Raw genomic sequence first — 18,577 nt, forward strand, 5'->3', positions numbered from 1 at the left:
GCCATGAAACCGATGGGCTGATGAAGCAAGGGGGCGAGCGCATTGCCCAGGGTCGAGCCAATGAAGAAGAGGGGTGTCACCTCGCCACCCTTGAAGCCAAAACCCAGTGACCAGACGGTGCTGAGCATCTTGCCGGCGAAATCCCACGCGGGCACGGCTTGCTGGAAGGACTCGGCCACGGGCTCCAGGCCCAGGCCGATGTAACGCCAGCCATCGCCAAACCAGACCACAGCAGCCAGGATCACGCCACCGACGACAGGTCGCAGCGGTGCATGGCTGATCCAGCTCTTCACGCGGGCGGACAGCAGATGGGCTGATTGCGCAAACAGCATGCCGATCAGGCCGAAGATGATGCCGGCCAGCATCACGGCAATCAGCGTCCAGACGGTCAGGCCAGGTACTGCGCCGATGGCGTAGTGGGCATGCTGGATGCCCCAGAGCCTGGTGACCTGATCGGCCACGATGGCTGCCACGAAGCAGGGCCACAGGGCGTCGTAGCGCATGCGGCCCACCATCAACACCTCCAGCCCGAACACGGCACCCGCCAGGGGCGTGCCGAACACGGAGGCAAAGCCCGCGCTGATGCCTGCCATCAGGAGCAGGCGGCGATCGTGTGGCGACAGCTTGAGCAACTTGGTGAGCTGGTCGGCCAGGGCCCCGCCCATCTGCACGGCCGTGCCTTCGCGACCCACCGAGGCGCCAAACAGATGTGAGATGACGGTGGCCACCAGAATCAGCGGCGCCATGCGCAGCGGGATGGTGCGCTTGGGGTCGTGGATTTCATCGAGCAGCAGGTTGTTGCCCCCTTCCACGCTCTGACCGAACTTCAGATAGACCCAACCGACCACCAGGCCCGCCAGGGGCAGCAACCAGATCAACCAGCGGTTGGCCTCACGCGTCGCCGTGGCCCAGTCCAGTGAAACGAGAAACAAGGCCGAGGCCGAGCCGGCCAGGATGGCCACCAGGGTGGCCAGCAGCAACCATTTGCTGACCTGAGGCAGGAGGTCGAATTGCTCGGGGATGTTCATGCTGAGTGGAAAGGCCGATGGCCCGGATCTGCATGTCCGTCATGCAAATCGTGGGCCATCGGGGCTTCCGTTCAGGGATTGTAGTGGCCCGGCATTTGGTGGGGGCCGGGCACCCCGTGATCCTCAGTTGATGTACGGGATCGTCAAAGTGGCCTGTGTGCTGCCATTGAAGACCAGATCGAACTTGAAGTCGGTCTTGTTGGCCGGAGCGTAGTGCGGGTCCTTGGTGTCGACCACCAGGCTCAGGCGGTGACCCTTGGGCACGTCGTACGACATCATGTGGAAGTCCATCGGGAAGCTGATGGTCTTGCCTGGTGTGGCCCAGTGCACCGAGCGGGCGCTGTGGGTGATCAGCTTGCCGATGCCGAACTCGTCGACGTCATACAGGTAGGTGATCACCTGCGCTTGAGCCTGGGCCGGGCGCATCTGCAACTGCACCTTGGGAATGCCGCGCAGCTTCAGCGTGCTCGTCAGTTTGGGTCCGTTGTAGACCACGCCATTGGCACGGTTGACCAGGGCCGGCGCCGCCAGGGGGAAGATGCCCGCGCCGCTGAGCAGTTCGCTCACCAGCGGGATGCCCGTGGTGGCCACCGTATCGCCGGAGCTGCTGAGGGTGTCGTTGAGGATCAGGCTGCTGGGCGAGGTCTGCAGGGCCCCGTTGATGCCCTTGGTGCAGAAGCAGTCCAGCTGGAAGCGCACGTCACCACGAGGGGCGATGTAGTAGGTCATGTTCTTGACCGTGGCATCCGGCCAGGTGGCCAGGCGTTCACGGGTCGAGCCGTTGCCCACGGCCATGTCAACCTGGGGCTCGGCCATGATGCCGGTGTCCTTGCCCTTGAGCCAGTAGTCGAACCAGCGGTGTGCCTGGTCATAGATGTAGTTGTCCGTACCCAGCAGGGCGCCGAGCGCTTCGGCCGTGGCGTGCCAGCCCTTGTTGAGCAGGATCTTCTTGGGCCCCTGCAGCTTGCTGAACATGTCCAGCGTCGAGTTGGGCGTGAACATCTCGTCCGAGTAGTTCTTGCTCAGGAAGACAGGGGCACGGCGCGCATTGATCTTGTCGATCTCGAACAAAGGCGAGCGTGGGCGAGCCCAGGCGCGGATCTCGTCGGCACGCTGTTGCGTGGTGTCCGGGTTGAGCAGGTCGGCCTGCAGCACCTTGACTTCAGGATCCAGCTTGCCGGCAATCGGGGCCACGCCCACCAGCAGGTTCAGGTTGGATTTGTTGGTGGTCTCCTGGGCGTAGAGCTGCTCTTCCAGGCTGGACCAGCCCGACAGCGCGGCGGCCGTCTTGATGCGAGGTTCACGCGCCAGGCCCAGCAGCGAGATGCCCGCGCCATAGGAGATGCCACTGATGGCGATGTTGGCCTGGTCCACCGGCACGTTGGCGCCCAGCCAGTCCACGATGTCGCTGACGTCCTTGATGTCATCCGGGGAGGCCACGCTGGTGATGCCTTCGGACTTCCACCACCCGCGCGAGGCGTATTCGATGACGATGTAGCCGTCCTTGGCGAGCTTGTAGGCCTGGCCGATGTATTCCCAGTCCGGGCAGACCCAGCTGTTGACCATGATGATGGTCGGGAACTTCTGATCCGGGCTGCTGATTTTGGGCAGGAAGATGTTGGCGGTGAGCTTGACGCCGTCGTGCGTGGTCAGCGACAGCTTGTTGACGAAACAGGTACCGTTGTCGGGGTTGATCTTGCCGGGGCTGGTGAGGTAGCCGGTATAGGCCTCACCGGGGGCGACGGGTTGACAGGTGATGGCGGCCGAGGCGCTGACGGCGCACAAGGACAGTCCCGCACCCAGCAGGGCGCTCCAACGTTTGCTCATGTCTTCTCCAGATGTATTCCACGGTGCTCTGACGGCCCCGCTGGCCCGAAGGCTGGTTGATGTGTCAAATCAGTCTATGTTTCACGACAGATGTAAGTGATTCGGATATCACCTGTTAGGGGATACCCGTTGAATGTCAAGCGGCCGTCAGTCTTGTGGGCGCAAGCTGTTTTCTTTTTGCATAACCGGTTCGGTGTAGGTCTGTTTTCGGACTGGCAAGGGGCCGCGCGGATCAGGGCTGTCGTTCGTGGCATCCTCTTGGTCTGATCAGGACAACACTGAAGGAGACCCGGTGAGCGCACAACAAGCAGACCCCATCGTCATCGTCGGTGCCACGCGCACCCCGATTGGCGCCTTTCAGGGGCAGTTCCAGTCCACGAATGCCACCACCTTGGGGGGTGTCGCCATTGCCGGCGCGCTGGCGCAAGCGGGCCTGTCTGGCAGCGCCGAGATCGGCGAAGTGCTGATGGGCTGCTGCCTGATGGCTGGCCTGGGCCAGGCGCCTGCCAGGCAGGCATCGATTGCAGCCGGCTTGCCTCACTCGGTTGGCGCCACCACCCTGAGCAAGATGTGCGGCTCCGGCATGAAGACCGTGATGCTGGCGCACGACCAATTGCTTGCCGGCGTGGCGGACTTCTTCGTGGCTGGCGGCATGGAGTCCATGACCAACTCACCATATCTGCTGCCCGCCGAACGCGCCGGCCAGCGACTCGGCCACGGCCGTACCATCGACCACATGTTCTTCGATGGCCTGCAGGATGCCTATGGCGGCGAACTGATGGGCCATTACGCCGATCAGGTGGCCGAGCAACAGGGCTACACCAGGGCACAGCAGGATGCCTATGCCACCGACTCGGTCCTGCGTGCGCGGGCTGCGGTGGAAGGGGGCCTGTTTCAGGCAGAGATCACGCCGGTCACGCTCAAAGGGCGCGGCGAGCCGCTGGTGATCAGCCAGGACGAAACGCCCTCGAAGTGCCAGCCCGACAAGATCACCCGCCTCAAGCCCGCCTTCCGCCCCGATGGCACGGTGACCCCGGCGAGTTCGGCATCGATCTCTGACGGCGCTGCTGCATTGGTGCTGACGCGAGCCAGCGTGGCGAAAGAACGCGGCCAGCAGGTACTGGCCCGCATCGTGGCCCACAGCACATATGCCGCCGAGCCCGGCCAGTTCGCCACGGCACCGGTGCCCGCCATCCAGCGCGTGCTGGACAAGGCGGGCTGGCAGGCTTCCGATGTGGACCTGTTCGAGGTGAACGAGGCCTTTGCCATCGTGGCCCTGCATGCGATGCGCGAACTCGGCCTGCCACATGCCAAGGTCAATGTGGCCGGAGGCGCATGCGCGCTGGGCCATCCGATCGGTGCCACCGGTGCCCGCATCATCGTCACCTTGATCCATGCACTGCGCCGCACCGGCGGGCGCCGTGGGGTGGCTTCACTGTGCATTGGCGGCGGCGAAGCCACGGCCATGGCCATCGAGATCCCTGCCTGATCTTCTTTACTTGCTTCAACTCTTGCTGACATTCACACCATGATCGAACTTGATATTGACGCCAGCGGCGCCATTGCCACCATCACGCTCAACCGTCCACCCGCGAATGCCTGGTCGCTCGACGGCCTGCGTCAGCTCAAGGCCACCGTGGAAAAGCTCAATGCCGATCAACGCGTGCGTGCCATCATCGTGACGGGCCAGGGCCCGAAGTTCTTCAGCGCCGGTGCGGACCTCAACGTCATGGCGGACGGCGACAAGGCCGTGGCACGTGATGTGGCCCAACGTTTCGGCGAAGCCTTTGCCACGCTGCAGGAAGCCCGCGCGGTCGTGATCGCGGCCATCAATGGCTATGCCATGGGTGGTGGCCTGGAATGCGCCTTGTCGTGCGATGTGCGCATTGCTGAAAGGCACGCGCAGATGGCCTTGCCCGAGCCTTCCGTGGGCTTGTTGCCCGCCGGTTGCGGCACCCAGACTTTGCCCTGGCTTGTGGGTGAAGGATGGGCCAAGCGCATGATCCTGACCAACGAACGCGTGGATGCGGACACCGCCTTGCGTATCGGCCTGGTGGAAGAGGTGGTGGACACCGGCGCTGCCCTGGCCAAGGCCACGGAGATGGCGCAGCGCGTGACCACGCTCAGCCCTGAAGGCGTGGCCTACAGCAAGCAGCTCATCCATGCCGCGCGCCAGGGCGTGCCGCGTCACGCCGCCTTGTCCATCGAGCGCGAGAAGTTTGTGGACCTGTTTGACAGCCCCAACCAGCGTGAAGGCGTCAATGCCTTCCTGGAAAAGCGCAAGCCCAACTGGACCACACCGTGATCATTGGCTTTTGACAGACTGCCAAGGGGTAGTCAACGACAGTTACAGGGCGTTAACACGCGCCCTGTATCCTGTTACCCTGTTTCATCACACGCTGTAGGACATTCCCATGAAACTCTCTCGCAAAGTCATTGCCATGACCGTGGCCATCGCCCTGAGCCACACCGCTGGCCTGCAGGTGGCCCAGGCAGCCACGATCGCCACCGATGCCGTGGCCGTGGCGTCCGCCGATGCCCAGGTCGCCGCACGTCGTGCCCATGTGATGGACACGCTCAACCGTGCCGATGTGGCGCAGGCCCTGATGGAAAAGGGCGTGGACATGGATGCCGCCCGTGCCCGCGTGGCCTCCTTGTCCGATGCCGAAGTGACGCAACTGGCTGATCAGCTCGACAAGGCCCCTGCCGGTGCCTCCGACATCCTGGGCACCATCGTGTTCATCTTCTTGCTGCTGGTGATCACCGACATCCTGGGCTTCACGAAGGTCTTCCCCTTCACGCGCTCGATCCGCTGATTGATGCGCGGTCCATCGCGCCTGCTGGGTGCGCTGGCCCTGACGTGCAGCCTGCTCGGGCTGCACGGCTGTGCCTCCATGCAGGCTGAGCAGACGCGAGCCCTGCTGGCACAGCCGCCTGCCGACATCCCATCGCAAGCGGTGTTGTCGGGCACACCTTTTTTCCCTCAATCTGAACTGCAATGCGGGCCGGCCGCGCTGGCTACCGTGATGCAGTCCGCCGGTGTGCGCATCACGCCGGATGACCTCACGCGCAGCGTCTTCCTGCCAGGCCGCAAGGGCAGTCTCCAGATCGACATGCTGGCTGCGCCACGCCGTCATGGCGTGATCAGCACGCGCATCGAGCCCAGCCTGACCGCCTTGATGCATGAGGTGGCCGCCGGGCATCCTGTGGTGGTGCTGCTGAACCTCGGCCTGGCCATCTACCCGGTATGGCATTACGCCGTGGTGATCGGCTACGACCTGCCCTCTGGTGAAGTGCTGATGCGCTCGGGTACCACCGAGTTGCAACGCTTGCCGCTGTACACCTTCGAGTACACCTGGGCGCGCTCCGGCCAATGGGGCTTTGTGGTCCTGCCGCCGGATCAACTACCCGCCGCGTCCAGCGAAACCGATGTCAGCGATGGGCGCGTCACGTTCGAGCGCCTGGCCACGCCTCAGCAAGCCGTGTCTGCCTATCGCACGGCCTTGCAGCGATGGCCGCACAACCTGGTCATGAGCCTGGGGCTGGGCAATGCCTTGATGGCCGCTGGCGACGCGCGAGGTGCGGCAGACGTGCTGGCCGGCGCGGCACGCGAGCACGACAGTGCCGCAGCGTGGAACAACCTGGCCATGGCGCACTTGAAGCTCGGCGAGCGCGAGGCGGCCCTGAGCGCTGCAGAACACGCCGTGAAACGGGCTCAGGTGGCGGAGCCCCGCTGGCTGGACACCGCCATGGGCACGCTGAGTGAAGTGCGGCAAACCCTCTCAGGGAAATGACGAGGCCTGAGGCCTGGATGTGTCAGCTCTAGGGATAGCCTCCCCCTAAATTTGAAGGGGGTTCCCCCATCGGCGGGTTCTGTGCCGCTTCCACTTTGTCTACATTGCATTGAGTGCCTGACGTAGATAAGGGGGCGTGGCATGGACATCGATACACAAACCATTGCATGGGTTGCCATGGCCGTCGGCCTGGTCGGCATCGCGTGGGCCATTTTCTGGCCCGTCGAGCCTCATCCCGGCGTCAACCCCATCTCCACCCATTGGGATCTCGTCTATGTGGATGATGATGGCGTGATGCAGTTCACCATGGTGCGCGTACTCAAGATCAATCCCACAAGCCGTCGCATGACGGCATGGTGTGCGGCCAGCGGCTCCGAGCGTGTGTTCAAGCTCAGCAAGATCGTCAAGGCCACGGATGTGCGCAGTGGGGCGCGCATCAACATTGCGCGCCTGATCGACAAGCCGCGTGTACTGACCGAGCAGGTGCCACCCATTGCCCCTCACGCCGTGCCAGACACAGTCCCCAGCGACATCGATGTGGGCAGCTGGTGGAGCACATCTCGCCTGGGCCTGCACTGAACTGTACGGCGTTGCGCGGGTGGACAATGCTGGATCGTGCCTGAACGATCCAGCTCATGAACAACATCACCACCCATTCGCAAGCGGCTGCCGCCATCCTGGCTGAACGCCGATTGAAGGGGCTGCAAGGCCCTTGTCTGCCAGATGGCATCCGACCCGCATCTCTGCAAGAGGCGATGGCCATTCAGCAGGCCGTCACGGCCTTGATGGGGGATGCCGTGGGGGGATGGAAATGCGGCACACCAGGGCCCGACAAACTGGTGGTCGCCCCGATCTACGCGAGCACCATCCACCGCCAGACGGCCGCTGCGCCATGCCCTGTCTGGGCGAACGAGGGCAGCGTGCGTGTGGAGCCTGAACTGGCTTTCGTCCTTGGGCGTGATTTGCCTGTGCGGGCGCAGCCCTATGCGCCCGACGAGGTGGATGAAGCCATTGCCGCCACACATCTGGCCCTGGAACTGATCGACAGCCGCTACAACGATCCCACTGTGCTGAGCTTTGCCGACAAGCTGGCGGATGGCCTGGTCAATCAAGGGCTGTTCATCGGCCCTGAGGTGGACGGTGAGGTGGCGGGCAGCACGCATGTCATGCCCATAGCGGTGCGTGTCGATGGTGGGCCTGAGCAGGTGCGCGCGGGGCAGCACCCCGACCCATTACCGAGGCTGCCCCTGTACTGGCTGGTGGCGTACCTGCGTGAACAGGGCGTGGGGCTGCGGGCAGGGCAGGTGGTGATCACGGGGTCGTATGCGGGGACCTTTCCCTTGCCCATCGGGCCGGAGGTGAGCCTGCGCTATGGCGAGCTCGGCGAGTTGCGCGCGCGCTTCCAGGCCAGGCCCCGAGCCTGATCCTGGCGTCGTGGTGAGGCTGGCTTCAGCCCAGGCTCATCAAACTGGCGTTGCCGCCCGCAGCCGAGGTGTTGACCGAGATGCTTTGTTCGCTCAGCAGGCGCCAGACGTTGAAGCCGCCCATCTGACGCCACCCAGGCGGCAAGGTCTGCAAGGGCAGGATGGGGCCGGGTTTCTCGCTGAGGTACTCGGCCATCTCGATCACATCGACCGATTCAGCGTGCATGAGCACGGCTTGCCAGGGGGCATCGGCCATGTCTCGCACCAGATGGATGCGTTCGCGCAGCTTGTCGGGTAGTTGCTTCAGCAAGGGGGCCAGCGAGGGGTGATCCAGCCAGATGGCCTGGGTGCCGGCTGCCAGCACGGCGGCGAACTGGTAGAGCAGGTCCGCATGCGCGCTGGCCAGACACAGTACGGCCCCCTTGGGCAAGAGGCGGTAGCGGTTGCGCTCGCCCGTTGGCCCGGGCAGGTTCATGTCCAGCCCCAGGGGGCTTGTTTGCAGCAGGTAGCGGGCGTGCAGCGACAGGGCATGTGCGTGGTGGATGGGTGCTGATGCCAGCCAGTCAGCCAAAGCCTGCAAGGGGGCGAGCATCTGGTCCGCCGCATGTGGTCGGTGCATGGCCATCAGCCGGGGCGCGCGCAGGCAGGTACCCGGGTCCTGATGCAGCAAGCGGTGCAGATACAGCGGCCCGCCCGCCTTGGGGCCCGTGCCCGAGAGCCCTTCGCCACCAAAAGGCTGCACACCCACCACGGCACCGATCATGTTGCGGTTGACGTAGATGTTGCCGATGTGCGCGCGCTCGGTGATGAAGTCGATCGTCTCGTCAATGCGGCTGTGCACGCCCATGGTCAGGCCATAGCCCAGCTGGTTGAGGCGCGTCACGAGCGACCCGAGTTCATCTCGCTTGAAGCGCAGCACATGCAGGACGGGCCCGAACACTTCCTGGATCAACTCGTCCAGGCTTTGCAGTTCGATCACCGTGGGAGGGATGAAGCAGCCATGGCCGTGATCCAGCGCGGCAGCCATGGCCGTGTCAGCCTGGTAGACATCGCGGTCGCACGCACGCAGGGCGGCGATGTGCAACTCGATGGCCTCCAGCGCATCCTGGTCGATCAAGGGGCCGATATCGGTGTCCAGCCTGTCGGTCGGGCCCAGGTGCAACTCACGCATGGCGCCTTTGAGCATGTGCAGCACGCGCTCGGCGATGTCCTCCTGCAGGCACAACACGCGCAGCGCCGAGCAGCGTTGACCGGCACTGTCGAAGGCCGAGTTCAACACATCCTGCACGACCTGTTCAGGCAGGGCCGATGAGTCGACGATCATGGCGTTCTGGCCGCCAGTCTCGGCCACCAGGGGCAAGGGCTGCCCTCGTTCGTTCAAGCGAGACGCCAGTTGTGCCTGCATGTGTCGTGCGACGGGTGTGGAGCCCGTGAACATCACGCCCCGGATGGCCGGATGGGCGACGAGCGGTGCGCCGATGGTCTCGCCGTCTCCAGGCAGCATCTGCAAGGCAGTGCGCGGTATGCCCGCCTCATGCAGGATGCGCACGGCTTGTGCGGCGATCAAGGGGGTCTGCTCGGCGGGCTTGGCCAGCACGGTGTTGCCGGCGGCCAGTGCTGCAGCCACTTGCCCGGTGAAGATGGCCAGCGGGAAGTTCCAGGGGCTGATGCAGGCCACCGGCCCCAATGCATGGTGATGACCGTCGTGCAGATCCTGCCGGATGTGAGCCGCGTTGTAGCGCAGGAAGTCGATGGCTTCACGCACTTCACCGATGGCATTGGGTAGCGTCTTGCCAGCCTCGCGTATCAGCAGGTTCATCAGCATGGGGCTGCGCTGGCACATCAGATCTGCGGCGGTGTCCAGCATGGCGGCGCGGTGCGCCACGGGCGTGCGCTGCCACTCGGCTGCAAACTGGGAGGCCGTGGTGCAGGCCTGATGCACGTCATCGACATGGGCCCATTGCACGGTGCCGACGGTGTCGCGGCGATCGGCCGGATTGCGGATCAACTGATCCAGCGGCGAGGTCTGGTCACGTCGATGTGCCACGATCGGGCCCGCCTCCACATGTGGCAGCGACTCTCGGCTCAGGTCGGTATGCAACTGAGCCAGCACGGCGTCATTGTTCAGATCGAGGCCCATGCTGTTGGGGCGCTCATGGCCGAACAAGACCTCTGGCAGCGGGATGTCCGGGTGGCTGGCGCCGATCACGCCATCGGCATCGGCGGCACGCAACACGGCCGTGCCGGGCGCGAGCACGAGTTCATCCAGATCGATGTCCTCATCGGCGACCTTGTTGACGAACGATGAATTGGCCCCGTTTTCCAGCAGGCGCCTCACCAGGTAAGCCAGCAGGGTTTCGTGTGTGCCAACGGGCGCATAGATCCGGCAGGGGCGGGCCAGACCGCCTTGTTCGATCGGGCCCGTGACCATGTCATACAAGGGCTCACCCATGCCGTGCAGGCACTGGAACTCGTATTGCCCGGCCTTGAAATCTGGTCCGGCCAGCTCGATGACCGATGCGAGTGTGTGCGCGTTGTGGGTGGCGAATTGCGGATAGACCTCGGCGGGCGCCGACAGCAGTTTGCGCGCGCAGGCCAGGTAGGCCAGGTCGGTGTGGGCCTTGCGCGTGTAGACAGGGTAGTCACGCTGCCCTTCGATCTGGGCGCGCTTGATCTCGCTGTCCCAGTAGGCCCCTTTGACCAGCCGCACCATCAGGCGGTGGCTGCTGCGTCGGGCCAGGTCGATCAGGTAGTCGATGACGAAGGGGGCGCGCTTCTGATAGGCCTGCACCACAAAGCCGATGCCATCCCATCCTTGCAGGGCTGGCTCAAAGCACAGGCGTTCCATGAGGTCCAGGGACAGCTCCAGGCGCTCCGATTCTTCGGCATCGATGTTGAGACCGATACCGTAATCACGGGCCAGGGTGCACAGGCTCAGGAGGCGCGGGTAGAGCTCGTCCATCACCCTTGTGTATTGCGCGCGGCTGTAGCGGGGGTGCAGGGCAGACAGCTTGATCGAGATGCCGGGCCCATCGTAGAGCAAGCGCCCTTGCGTGGTCAGCGCAATGGCGTGGATCGCATCTTCGTAGGCCTTCAGATAACGTTGGGCATCCTCTTCGGTGAGGGCGGCTTCACCGAGCATGTCGTAAGAGTGGCGAAAGCCCATGGCCTCTTGCGCACGGGCGTTGTGCAGGGCTTGCTGGATCGTCTCGCCGATGACGAACTGCTCGCCGAGCAGACGCATGGCCACGTCCACGCTCTTGCGGATCAGGGGTTCGCCACCCTTGATGGCCACACGCTTGAGTGCCGCACGCAGGCCGGTCTCGCCATGCGTGCTGACCAGCTTGCCGGTGAGCATCAGCCCCCAGGTGGTGGCGTTGACGAACAGCGACGGGCTGTGCCCGAGGTGGGCCGTCCAGTTGCTGCCGGCGATCTTGTCGCGGATGAGGGCGTCACGGGTGGCCAGATCGGGGATGCGCAGCAGGGCTTCGGCCAGGCACATCAGGGCAATGCCTTCTTGCGAGTTCAGAGAGAACTCCTGCATCAGCGCCTGGACCAGACCATCACGCCCGCCCTGGACCTTGCGTTGACGCAGACGGATGGAAAGGTCAAGCGCCAGCGATCGGGCGGATTCGGCCTGCTCGGGTGCCAGGGTACCGGCGTCCAGCAGGGCCTGCACGCACGCGGGCTCATCACGGCGAGTGGCCAGGGTGATGGCCTCACGCAGAGGATGGCGCTGGGTGCGCAAAGCCAGCCCAAGCGAGTGGAAGGGGCGGAGGTTCGGCGTCATCTCCCTGCCACCTTAAGGCAAGCGGCCCGTTCAGTAAAGCAGGTAGGTGGCGCGCCGCGTCATGAAGTCACGCAATCGGTCTTGCCAGCTCTGGGCAATGGCCTCCTGGGACTGCCCAGCCTTGATGCGGGCCAGCGTGTCGCGAGACCCGATCATGCCCAGGGTCTTGTCGATCTGGAAACTCGGGTTTTGCAGGCGCAACTGGCGCGTGAGGCTCAGGCCCAGCAACTGGGCATCGAACTGATCTCGCTGGGTGATGCGGAATTGCACGCCATGGCAGAGCTGGTTCTGATAAGGACCACTGGCGGGCGTGAAGTGCGCCATGCTGATCGTCAGGCCAGGCAGCTTGTCGGCGTTCATGGCCTCTACCAGTTTGTCGGCATCGACCCAAGGTGCGCCCACCCATTCGAAAGGCTTGTCGGTGCCACGCCCCACACTGATGTTGGCGCCTTCCACCCAGGCCACGCCGGGGTAGAGCAAGGCGGTGGTCGGGGTGCGCAGGTTGGGGGAGGGGGGCACCCAGTCCAGGCCTGTCTGCTCGAAGCGCATGGGGCGCTTGTAGCCTTGCATGCCGATCACCTGCAGCTTGACCTCCAGGCCGGTGCGGGTGCGGATGTCATCGCGCAGCCAGCGGGCGATCTCACCCAAGGTCATGCCGTGCTGAACGGGCAGTTCGGCAAAGGCCGTGAAGGAGCGCAGGTCGGCGTCCAGCACGGGGCCGCTCACGCGGTCTGCGATCACGGGGTTGGGCCTGTCCAGCACCACGAAGTTCAGGCCGGCCTGGGCGGCTGCCTGCATGGCTTCCCCCATGGTCGAGATGTAGGTATAGAAGCGCGCCCCTGCATCCTGCATGTCGAAGACAAGGGTGTCGAGACCCTGGAGCATGTCGGGTGTGGGGCGCAACTGTTTGCCGTACAGGCTGATCAGCGGCAGGCCCGAGACGGCATCGGTGCCCGAGGCGATCTGGCCTTCCTGATCGCGGTTCAGGCCATGTTCCGGCGTGAAGACCTTGCGCAGTTGCAGGCCGGGTGCGGTGCTGAGGCGGTCCAGCGTGCGCCAGCCTTTGCTGTCCACGGCCGACAGGTTGGTGATGAGGCCCAGCCTTTGCCCTGTGAGCGCGCTGTAGTGCTGGCTGCGAAGGACGTCGATGCCCGTCATCACGGTCGTGTTCGTCGCGTTCATGGCGGGGAGTGCCATGACGTTGACGCCTGGTGAGCTTGCCTGTGCGACCTGTTCCTGCAGCGCGGGCAGGCGATCTGCCAGCGTGGACGCGGTCGTGACGGGATGGGTGGCAGACAACAGGGCCTGTATCTGTCTGCGCAAGGGGCGTGCATCGCCCAGCCCGCGCGGATGCACGCGGTTGCTGAGGATGATCAGGTACTGCTTGTGCAGCAGGTCGATCCACAGACCGGTGCCGGTGTAGCCGGTGTGGCCGATGAGGCCCAATGGTGGCAGTGTTTCTCTTTGCGGCGACCAGGGCGCATCCAGTGACCAGCCCAGGCCACGCCACTCGGACTGTTCCGCAGGAGACTGCCGCTGCATCATCAGGTTCAAGGTCTCGGCGCGCAGCAGAGGGTAGGCCCGTGCGGGTTGTGCCTGACGCCGATTCGGCTGCGCATCACCGGCGGCCACATGCAGCATGGCGTGCGCGAAGCGGGCCAGGTCATCGGCGGTGCCGAACAGGCCGGCGTGTCCGGCCCAGCCGCCCATGCGGTGGGCGAAGGGGTCGTGCACGGTGCCGCGCATCATCGAGCCATCGCCGCGCAGCTCGGTGGGGGCGATGCGCTGGCGCATCTCGGCCGGAGGCAGGAAGCGCGTGTCCCTCATGCCCAGTGGGTGGAAGATGTGGCGCTCGGCGTAGTCGGGCAGGCTGAGCTGGCTCACGCGCTGCACCAGTTCGCCCAGCACGATGAAGTTGATGTCGCTGTACACCATGCGGGTGCCCGGCGGTGTCTGAGGCTTTTCGGCGATGACCTTGTGCAGACCCGTCTGATAGCCCGTCCACGGTGGGTTGCTGTCCAGATCGGGGCGCAGGCCGGAGGTGTGGGCCAGCAGTTGCGCTACCGTGATGTCCCTCTTGCCGTTGGCAGCAAAGGCGGGCCAGTAGCGTGCCACGGGGGCATCCAGCTTGAGGCGCCCGCGCTCCACGAGCTGCATCACGGCGGTGGTGGTGGCGACTGCTTTGGTCAGCGAGGCCAGATCGAACACCGTGTCGGTGCTCATGGCCTCACGTTCAGGTTGCGAGGCGCGCCAGCCATAGGCTTGCTTGAACTGCACGCCCTCTTCATTGCCGATGAGTACGACGGCGCCCGGCATGGCGCCGGCATCCATCTGGGCTCGCACGGCTGCGCCGATGGCTGCTCCCAACCTGTCTGACAGCGAGGCAGCTTGTTGAGGTGACGCGGGCAGTGTGGCCGGCGTTTGGGTTTGCGTTTGGGTGTGCACTGGCCCGTGCACGGCGTAAAGCCCGCAGGCCGCACTCAGCAGGCAGGCAAGCCGAAGGCGCATGGTGTGGAGGGTCGCGCGCATTCAGGGCGCGCTGGCCACGGTGGATGATGGTCTGCCAGTTGGTGCCGCGGGCTGTTTTTTCAAGTCCAGACCGGCGGTGCTGTAGTGGTTGCTGGCATTCCACAGCAACCAGCCATGCGTGTGAACGTCCTCGGATGCCTGGATCTGGGCGCGGATTTCCTTGTCGCCAAACACGCGTCGGTCAAAGGCATAGTCCTTGAACGCCTGCAGCCAGGGTCTGAAGCGCACACCGCCCATGCCGGAGCGATCGATCGCGGCCTGCAGCGAGTGGTGCACGATCTCATACGAGGAGCCCACGGCCATCGTGTGGCCCGGGATGCCCCAGGTGAAGCCGGATGGGTAGAGCATGGGTGAGAGGTAGTCGATGCGATCGGCGAGCATTTCCAGTTGCTGGCCGATGAGGGTGTCATTGGTGTTCCAGCAGACGTAGCCAAAGATATCGGCCGAGACATAGACGTTGTACCTGGCCAGGCGGTTGCGGGCCTTGTCCAGGAAGGCCGAGATCATGAAGGGACGCATTTCCCAGGTGTTGGGCTGCGAGAACTGCAGGCCTGGCGTGTCGGGGAAGCGCACGTAGTCGAACTGGATCTCGTCAAAGCCCAGCCTGGCGGCTTCTTCGGCCATGGCCACGGCGGGCTCCCAGGTGTCGGGGATGGAGGCATCCAGCCACGACAGGCCTTCGCGGTCCTTGAAGATGGCGCCTGATGTGGTCCTGATCGCCCATTGCGGTTTGACCTGCACCATCTTGTCGTCCTTGAAGGTGACGACGCGGGCGATCAGGTAGATGCCGCGATCATGCAAGTCCTTGATGAGGGCGGGCATGTCGCGCACCGTGACCACGGTCTGCTTGGGGTAGCCCAGCTTTTCCCAGACCTCGCTGCGGTAGGGCACGATGCCGGCGTCGCCCTTGATGTCGATGACCAGGGTGTTGAGCTTGGTCTGCGCCATCAGCTCCAGCGCATCGCCACGCAGCTTGCTGCTGCCGATGCCCCAGGCCGACAGGTACAGGCCACGTGCGTCGAACTTGCGCAAGGGCAGGACGGTCATGCCTGATGCGGCTGGTTGCAGCTTGCCGCTTTGCTGACGGTAGCCCGGCATGCGGGCGCCCACGGCTTGCCCGGCCATCGACGCTGGCAGCGTGAAACGGCCATCGTGGTCGGTGCGCACTGTCAGGTCACCGCTGACCACATAGGCCAGTGCAATGCCCTGCTTGGTGTCCGCGTCGATCACCATGCCACGCAAAGGGGCTGCGATGGCTGGCGGGGCTGAAGCGGGTGGCGTGGCCGAGGAGGTGGCGCCGGGCGTGCTGGCCACGTTGCCCGGTTGCGCGTTGGCGGGCCAGATGTGGGTCAAGGTGGCGCCTATGCCGAGCGCCGCCACCAGGGCGATCAGGCCGCCCCAAGTCCAAACCTTTTTGCCGGCGGTGCTCATGTCAGGCTCCTGTTGAAAAAGCCGAATCGATCAACTGTCTGAGACGTTGGCCACCGAGTGCGTCAACCATCAGGTGTCTTGGCAAGGCTTGCATCGGATCACTGGCTGTGCAGGCCTTGTTCTCCAGGGCCAGCGAGGCTTGATAGCCCTCTGACGCAGCCATCTCCATCAGGCCTTCGTCGAACATGCCGAAAGGCCAGGCCAGGTAGGACACGGGCTTGCCCATGCGTTGTTCCAGCACCGCCTTGGATCGCTTCAACTGATTGCGAGCAAAGCGTTCGAACTCAGCAGGGGATTGCTGCTTGCGTTCCTTGACCAGGTTGGGATGCCAGTAGGTGTGCGACTGGATGTTGTACTGTCCTGTGGCCTGCAACTGCTGCAGGTGCTCCCAGCGCATGGCATAGCTTGCGTTGGAGATGGCCGACGGGTAGATGAACAAGGTGATGGGCCATCTGGTCTGGCGCACCATGGGGGCCATCACCTCGATGACCGAGCGGTGGCCGTCGTCCACCGTGATGACCACGGCGCGAGGCGGCAGTTGCTTGAGCTTGCCTTGCCGGAAGGCCACCAGATCGGCCAGCGGGATCACGTGCGCACCTGATTCGGTGATCGCCTTGATGTGATCGGTGAAGGTGGTCTTGCGCACCGTCATGCTGTCGGCGACCGTGTCGGCGAAGCGGTGATAACAAAGGATGAGCGCCTGGCTGGAGCTGGCTGTGGCACGAGCCCAGGGGCTGATCAGGCTCAGGGCGCTCAGGCCGGCGGCTTGCTGCAGCCAGATTCGGCGGCTTTGGCGTGGGGTGTCAGGCGCAAGCAGCATCAGCGGGTGTCTCTGCTGCCCTTGTGGCATGGGCAGTTGAAACCAGTATGGCGCGGTATTTCGCCATGCAACAAGCCATTAAGCGCCGGTTTTCACCGGGATTTCAAAGTGTTGCCGTGATGCCATTCACACGCGATGGCGCGTGCTTATTTGTTGGCGTCGGGGTCGCTCATTTGTGCGCTCGCCAGTGCACTGATGTGGGCCAGCAGGCCCGCCATCATCACGTCCAGCCCGACTTCGATGGTGGCTTCGGGGTCGCGGCCTTCCAGCAGGTTCGCGCGGTCGAGCTCCACCATGCCATGCAGAAAGGCCCACAGGGACATGGCCAGATCCTTGGGATCCCAGGCGGTGGGTAACTGGCCGGCCAGTTGCATCACGAACGCCCAGATCGCATCGTGGCTGCCAGGCTTGTCGTCATTGAGCGCGCAGTGCTGCATCTTCATGGCGTACAACTTGGGATAGCGGCGGGCAAACCGGATGTAGGCGCGTGCCATGGCGCGGATGTCGTCCGGTGGCGCCAGCCCTGAAGCCGCTTGTTCCAGATCGGCCAGCAGCAACTTGCCCCCTTCGTCGGCCATGGCGAATTCCAGATCAGCCTTGCTGGCGAAATAGCGGTACAGCGCATTAGGGGTGACCCCGAGGTTCGCCGCCAGTGTTCGCATGGATAGTTCCGCCACCCCGTGGTCTTCAATGAAGGCCATGGCGGACGCCAGGATGGTCTCTCGGCTGATCTTCTTGGGGTAGGACATGGGGCAAATGTACCTTGCTTGACGGCCGAGTCAATAAAGATGTACGCTGTACACCATGCACACATTCAAGCTCAATGGTCAGCCTGTTTCCGTGGATGTCGAAGACGACATGCCTTTGCTCTGGGTCCTGCGGGACGAGCTGGGTCACACGGGAACCAAATTCGGATGCGGCGTGGCCGCTTGCGGTGCCTGCACCGTGCACATCGACGGTGTGGCTACGCGCTCCTGCGTGATGCCCGTGGCGGCCGTGTCCGGCAAAGCCGTGCAGACCATCGAGAGCCAGGGCGATCCCATTCTGAGCCGCTTGCAGGCGGCGTGGGTGAGCCATCAGGTGCCGCAGTGCGGCTATTGCCAGTCCGGCATGTTGATGGCGGCCACGGCCTTGCTGCGTGGCAACCCCCATCCCACCGATGCAGACATCGACGCGGCCATGACCAACATCTGTCGCTGTGGCACCTACCAGCGCGTGCGTGCGGCCATCCATTCGGCCGCAGCATCATCCAACGTGCAGGAGAAGCAGGCATGAAGGCATCTGTTTCTCGCCGCCAGTTCCTGATCACGGGGGCGGCCATGTCGGGTGGCCTGCTGGTGGGCTGTGGCAAGCCTTCGGCATCAGACCGTTTGGGCGACAAGGGCATCCTGGCTGTGGAGGGCGGCGAGGTCGCACTCAATGGCTGGGTCAAGATCGGGCCCGATGGCAAGGTGACGGTGGCCGTGCCCCGCTCGGAGATGGGGCAGGGCGTGCTGACCGCCTTGCCCATGCTGTTGGTGGAAGAGCTGGACGCGCGTTGGGAAGACGTGGTGGTTGAACAGGCGCCCGTGGCGCAGATTTACGCCAACGCGACCATGATGCTCAACGTGGTGCCTTTCACCTCGGACGACGACAGCGTGATGGCGCGCGTGGCGCGGGCCAGCATGCAGCGCCTGGGTTATGCCCTGTCTCTGCAGGTGACCGGTGGTTCGGCGAGCGTGCGTGATGCCTGGGAGCCCATGCGGCTGGCCGGTGCCACGGCGCGTGCCATGCTGGTTCAGGCTGCGGCTACACGCTGGTCTGTCACGCCCGGGCAATGCCAGGTGGAGGCCGGCCACGTCATCAACACCAAGACCGGCGCCAGGTTGGGCTTTGGCGATCTGGCCAAAGAGGCATCGGCCCTGACGCCACCGCAGGATGTGCGCTTCAAGGAT

The 18,577-nt window shown here is 64.3% G+C and carries 15 protein-coding genes; 8 read left to right on the top strand and 7 right to left on the bottom strand.

Annotated features, from left to right (window positions below; translation table 11 throughout):
• Both VFW93_RS13895 and VFW93_RS13900 read right to left on the bottom strand, forming a co-directional pair.
• The coding region (locus tag VFW93_RS13895; RefSeq protein ID WP_329694583.1) for a chloride channel protein at nt 1-1,028 on the bottom strand (1,028 nt) is incomplete at its 3' end.
• A gap of 123 nt (nt 1,029-1,151) precedes the next feature.
• Nucleotides 1,152-2,855 carry a CocE/NonD family hydrolase gene (locus VFW93_RS13900; RefSeq protein ID WP_329694584.1) on the bottom strand — a complete coding sequence of 568 codons (1,704 nt, stop codon included), beginning with the start codon at nt 2,853-2,855 and terminating at the stop codon, nt 1,152-1,154.
• 292 nt (nt 2,856-3,147) lie between these two features.
• Between VFW93_RS13900 and VFW93_RS13905 the strand changes: the two genes are divergently transcribed.
• From VFW93_RS13905 to VFW93_RS13930, 6 genes are all read left to right on the top strand, one after another.
• The gene (locus tag VFW93_RS13905; protein WP_329694585.1) at nt 3,148-4,344 is read left to right on the top strand and encodes an acetyl-CoA C-acyltransferase; all 1,197 of its coding nucleotides are present in this window, start codon (nt 3,148-3,150) and stop codon (nt 4,342-4,344) included.
• 39 nt (nt 4,345-4,383) lie between these two features.
• Nucleotides 4,384-5,160, top strand: a complete 777-nt coding sequence (locus tag VFW93_RS13910; RefSeq protein ID WP_329694586.1) for an enoyl-CoA hydratase — start codon at nt 4,384-4,386, stop codon at nt 5,158-5,160.
• 109 nt (nt 5,161-5,269) lie between these two features.
• On the top strand, nt 5,270-5,671 hold the full coding sequence (locus tag VFW93_RS13915; protein WP_329694587.1) for a PA2779 family protein: 402 nt from the start codon (nt 5,270-5,272) through the stop codon (nt 5,669-5,671).
• 3 nt (nt 5,672-5,674) lie between these two features.
• Nucleotides 5,675-6,649 carry a PA2778 family cysteine peptidase gene (locus VFW93_RS13920; RefSeq protein WP_329694588.1) on the top strand — a complete coding sequence of 325 codons (975 nt, stop codon included), beginning with the start codon at nt 5,675-5,677 and terminating at the stop codon, nt 6,647-6,649.
• A gap of 141 nt (nt 6,650-6,790) precedes the next feature.
• Entirely contained in the window at nt 6,791-7,228 is a 438-nt protein-coding gene (locus VFW93_RS13925) for a hypothetical protein (RefSeq protein WP_329694589.1), read from the top strand.
• A 56-nt stretch (nt 7,229-7,284) separates the two neighbouring features.
• Entirely contained in the window at nt 7,285-8,073 is a 789-nt protein-coding gene (locus tag VFW93_RS13930; RefSeq protein ID WP_329694590.1) for a 2-keto-4-pentenoate hydratase, read from the top strand.
• 25 nt (nt 8,074-8,098) lie between these two features.
• On the opposite strand, the gene putA is transcribed toward VFW93_RS13930, so the two are convergent.
• The 5 genes from putA to VFW93_RS13955 form a co-directional block, all read right to left on the bottom strand.
• Nucleotides 8,099-11,863 (bottom strand): trifunctional transcriptional regulator/proline dehydrogenase/L-glutamate gamma-semialdehyde dehydrogenase, encoded by a 3,765-nt coding sequence (gene putA, locus VFW93_RS13935; RefSeq protein WP_329694591.1) that lies wholly within the window; start codon nt 11,861-11,863, stop codon nt 8,099-8,101.
• A gap of 30 nt (nt 11,864-11,893) precedes the next feature.
• On the bottom strand, nt 11,894-14,392 hold the full coding sequence (locus VFW93_RS13940) for a serine hydrolase (protein ID WP_329694592.1): 2,499 nt from the start codon (nt 14,390-14,392) through the stop codon (nt 11,894-11,896).
• Complete coding sequence (locus tag VFW93_RS13945) at nt 14,393-15,823, bottom strand: putative glycoside hydrolase (RefSeq protein WP_329694593.1); 1,431 nt, start codon at nt 15,821-15,823, stop codon at nt 14,393-14,395. It abuts the gene before it with no gap.
• Nucleotide 15,824: 1 nt separating this feature from the next.
• The gene (locus VFW93_RS13950; protein WP_329694594.1) at nt 15,825-16,643 is read right to left on the bottom strand and encodes a polysaccharide deacetylase family protein; all 819 of its coding nucleotides are present in this window, start codon (nt 16,641-16,643) and stop codon (nt 15,825-15,827) included.
• 146 nt (nt 16,644-16,789) lie between these two features.
• On the bottom strand, nt 16,790-17,392 hold the full coding sequence (locus VFW93_RS13955; RefSeq protein WP_329694595.1) for a TetR/AcrR family transcriptional regulator: 603 nt from the start codon (nt 17,390-17,392) through the stop codon (nt 16,790-16,792).
• Between the two features lie 55 nt (nt 17,393-17,447).
• On the opposite strand from VFW93_RS13955, the gene VFW93_RS13960 reads away from it, so the two are divergent.
• Together VFW93_RS13960 and VFW93_RS13965 are read left to right on the top strand one after the other, a co-directional pair.
• The gene (locus tag VFW93_RS13960; RefSeq protein WP_329694596.1) at nt 17,448-17,918 is read left to right on the top strand and encodes a (2Fe-2S)-binding protein; all 471 of its coding nucleotides are present in this window, start codon (nt 17,448-17,450) and stop codon (nt 17,916-17,918) included.
• A partial coding sequence (locus tag VFW93_RS13965; RefSeq protein ID WP_329694597.1) for a molybdopterin cofactor-binding domain-containing protein occupies nt 17,915-18,577 on the top strand: 663 nt, incomplete at its 3' end. The genes VFW93_RS13960 and VFW93_RS13965, both read left to right, overlap by 4 nt.

This window comes from Aquabacterium sp. (assembly GCF_036279675.1).
Classification (GTDB): Bacteria; Pseudomonadota; Gammaproteobacteria; order Burkholderiales; family Burkholderiaceae_C; genus Aquabacterium.

Bases quoted from the DNA above. Each gene is read 5' to 3' on its own strand.
- VFW93_RS13900 (WP_329694584.1), bottom strand. From the start codon at position 2,855: ATGAGCAAACGTTGGAGCGCCCTGCTGGGTGCGGGACTGTCCTTGTGC.
- VFW93_RS13910 (WP_329694586.1), top strand. From the start codon at position 4,384: ATGATCGAACTTGATATTGACGCCAGCGGCGCCATTGCCACCATCACG.
- VFW93_RS13915 (WP_329694587.1), top strand. From the start codon at position 5,270: ATGAAACTCTCTCGCAAAGTCATTGCCATGACCGTGGCCATCGCCCTG.
- VFW93_RS13920 (WP_329694588.1), top strand. From the start codon at position 5,675: ATGCGCGGTCCATCGCGCCTGCTGGGTGCGCTGGCCCTGACGTGCAGC.
- VFW93_RS13925 (WP_329694589.1), top strand. From the start codon at position 6,791: ATGGACATCGATACACAAACCATTGCATGGGTTGCCATGGCCGTCGGC.
- VFW93_RS13930 (WP_329694590.1), top strand. From the start codon at position 7,285: ATGAACAACATCACCACCCATTCGCAAGCGGCTGCCGCCATCCTGGCT.
- putA (WP_329694591.1), bottom strand. From the start codon at position 11,863: ATGACGCCGAACCTCCGCCCCTTCCACTCGCTTGGGCTGGCTTTGCGC.
- VFW93_RS13940 (WP_329694592.1), bottom strand. From the start codon at position 14,392: ATGCGCGCGACCCTCCACACCATGCGCCTTCGGCTTGCCTGCCTGCTG.
- VFW93_RS13945 (WP_329694593.1), bottom strand. From the start codon at position 15,823: ATGAGCACCGCCGGCAAAAAGGTTTGGACTTGGGGCGGCCTGATCGCC.
- VFW93_RS13950 (WP_329694594.1), bottom strand. From the start codon at position 16,643: ATGCTGCTTGCGCCTGACACCCCACGCCAAAGCCGCCGAATCTGGCTG.
- VFW93_RS13955 (WP_329694595.1), bottom strand. From the start codon at position 17,392: ATGTCCTACCCCAAGAAGATCAGCCGAGAGACCATCCTGGCGTCCGCC.
- VFW93_RS13960 (WP_329694596.1), top strand. From the start codon at position 17,448: ATGCACACATTCAAGCTCAATGGTCAGCCTGTTTCCGTGGATGTCGAA.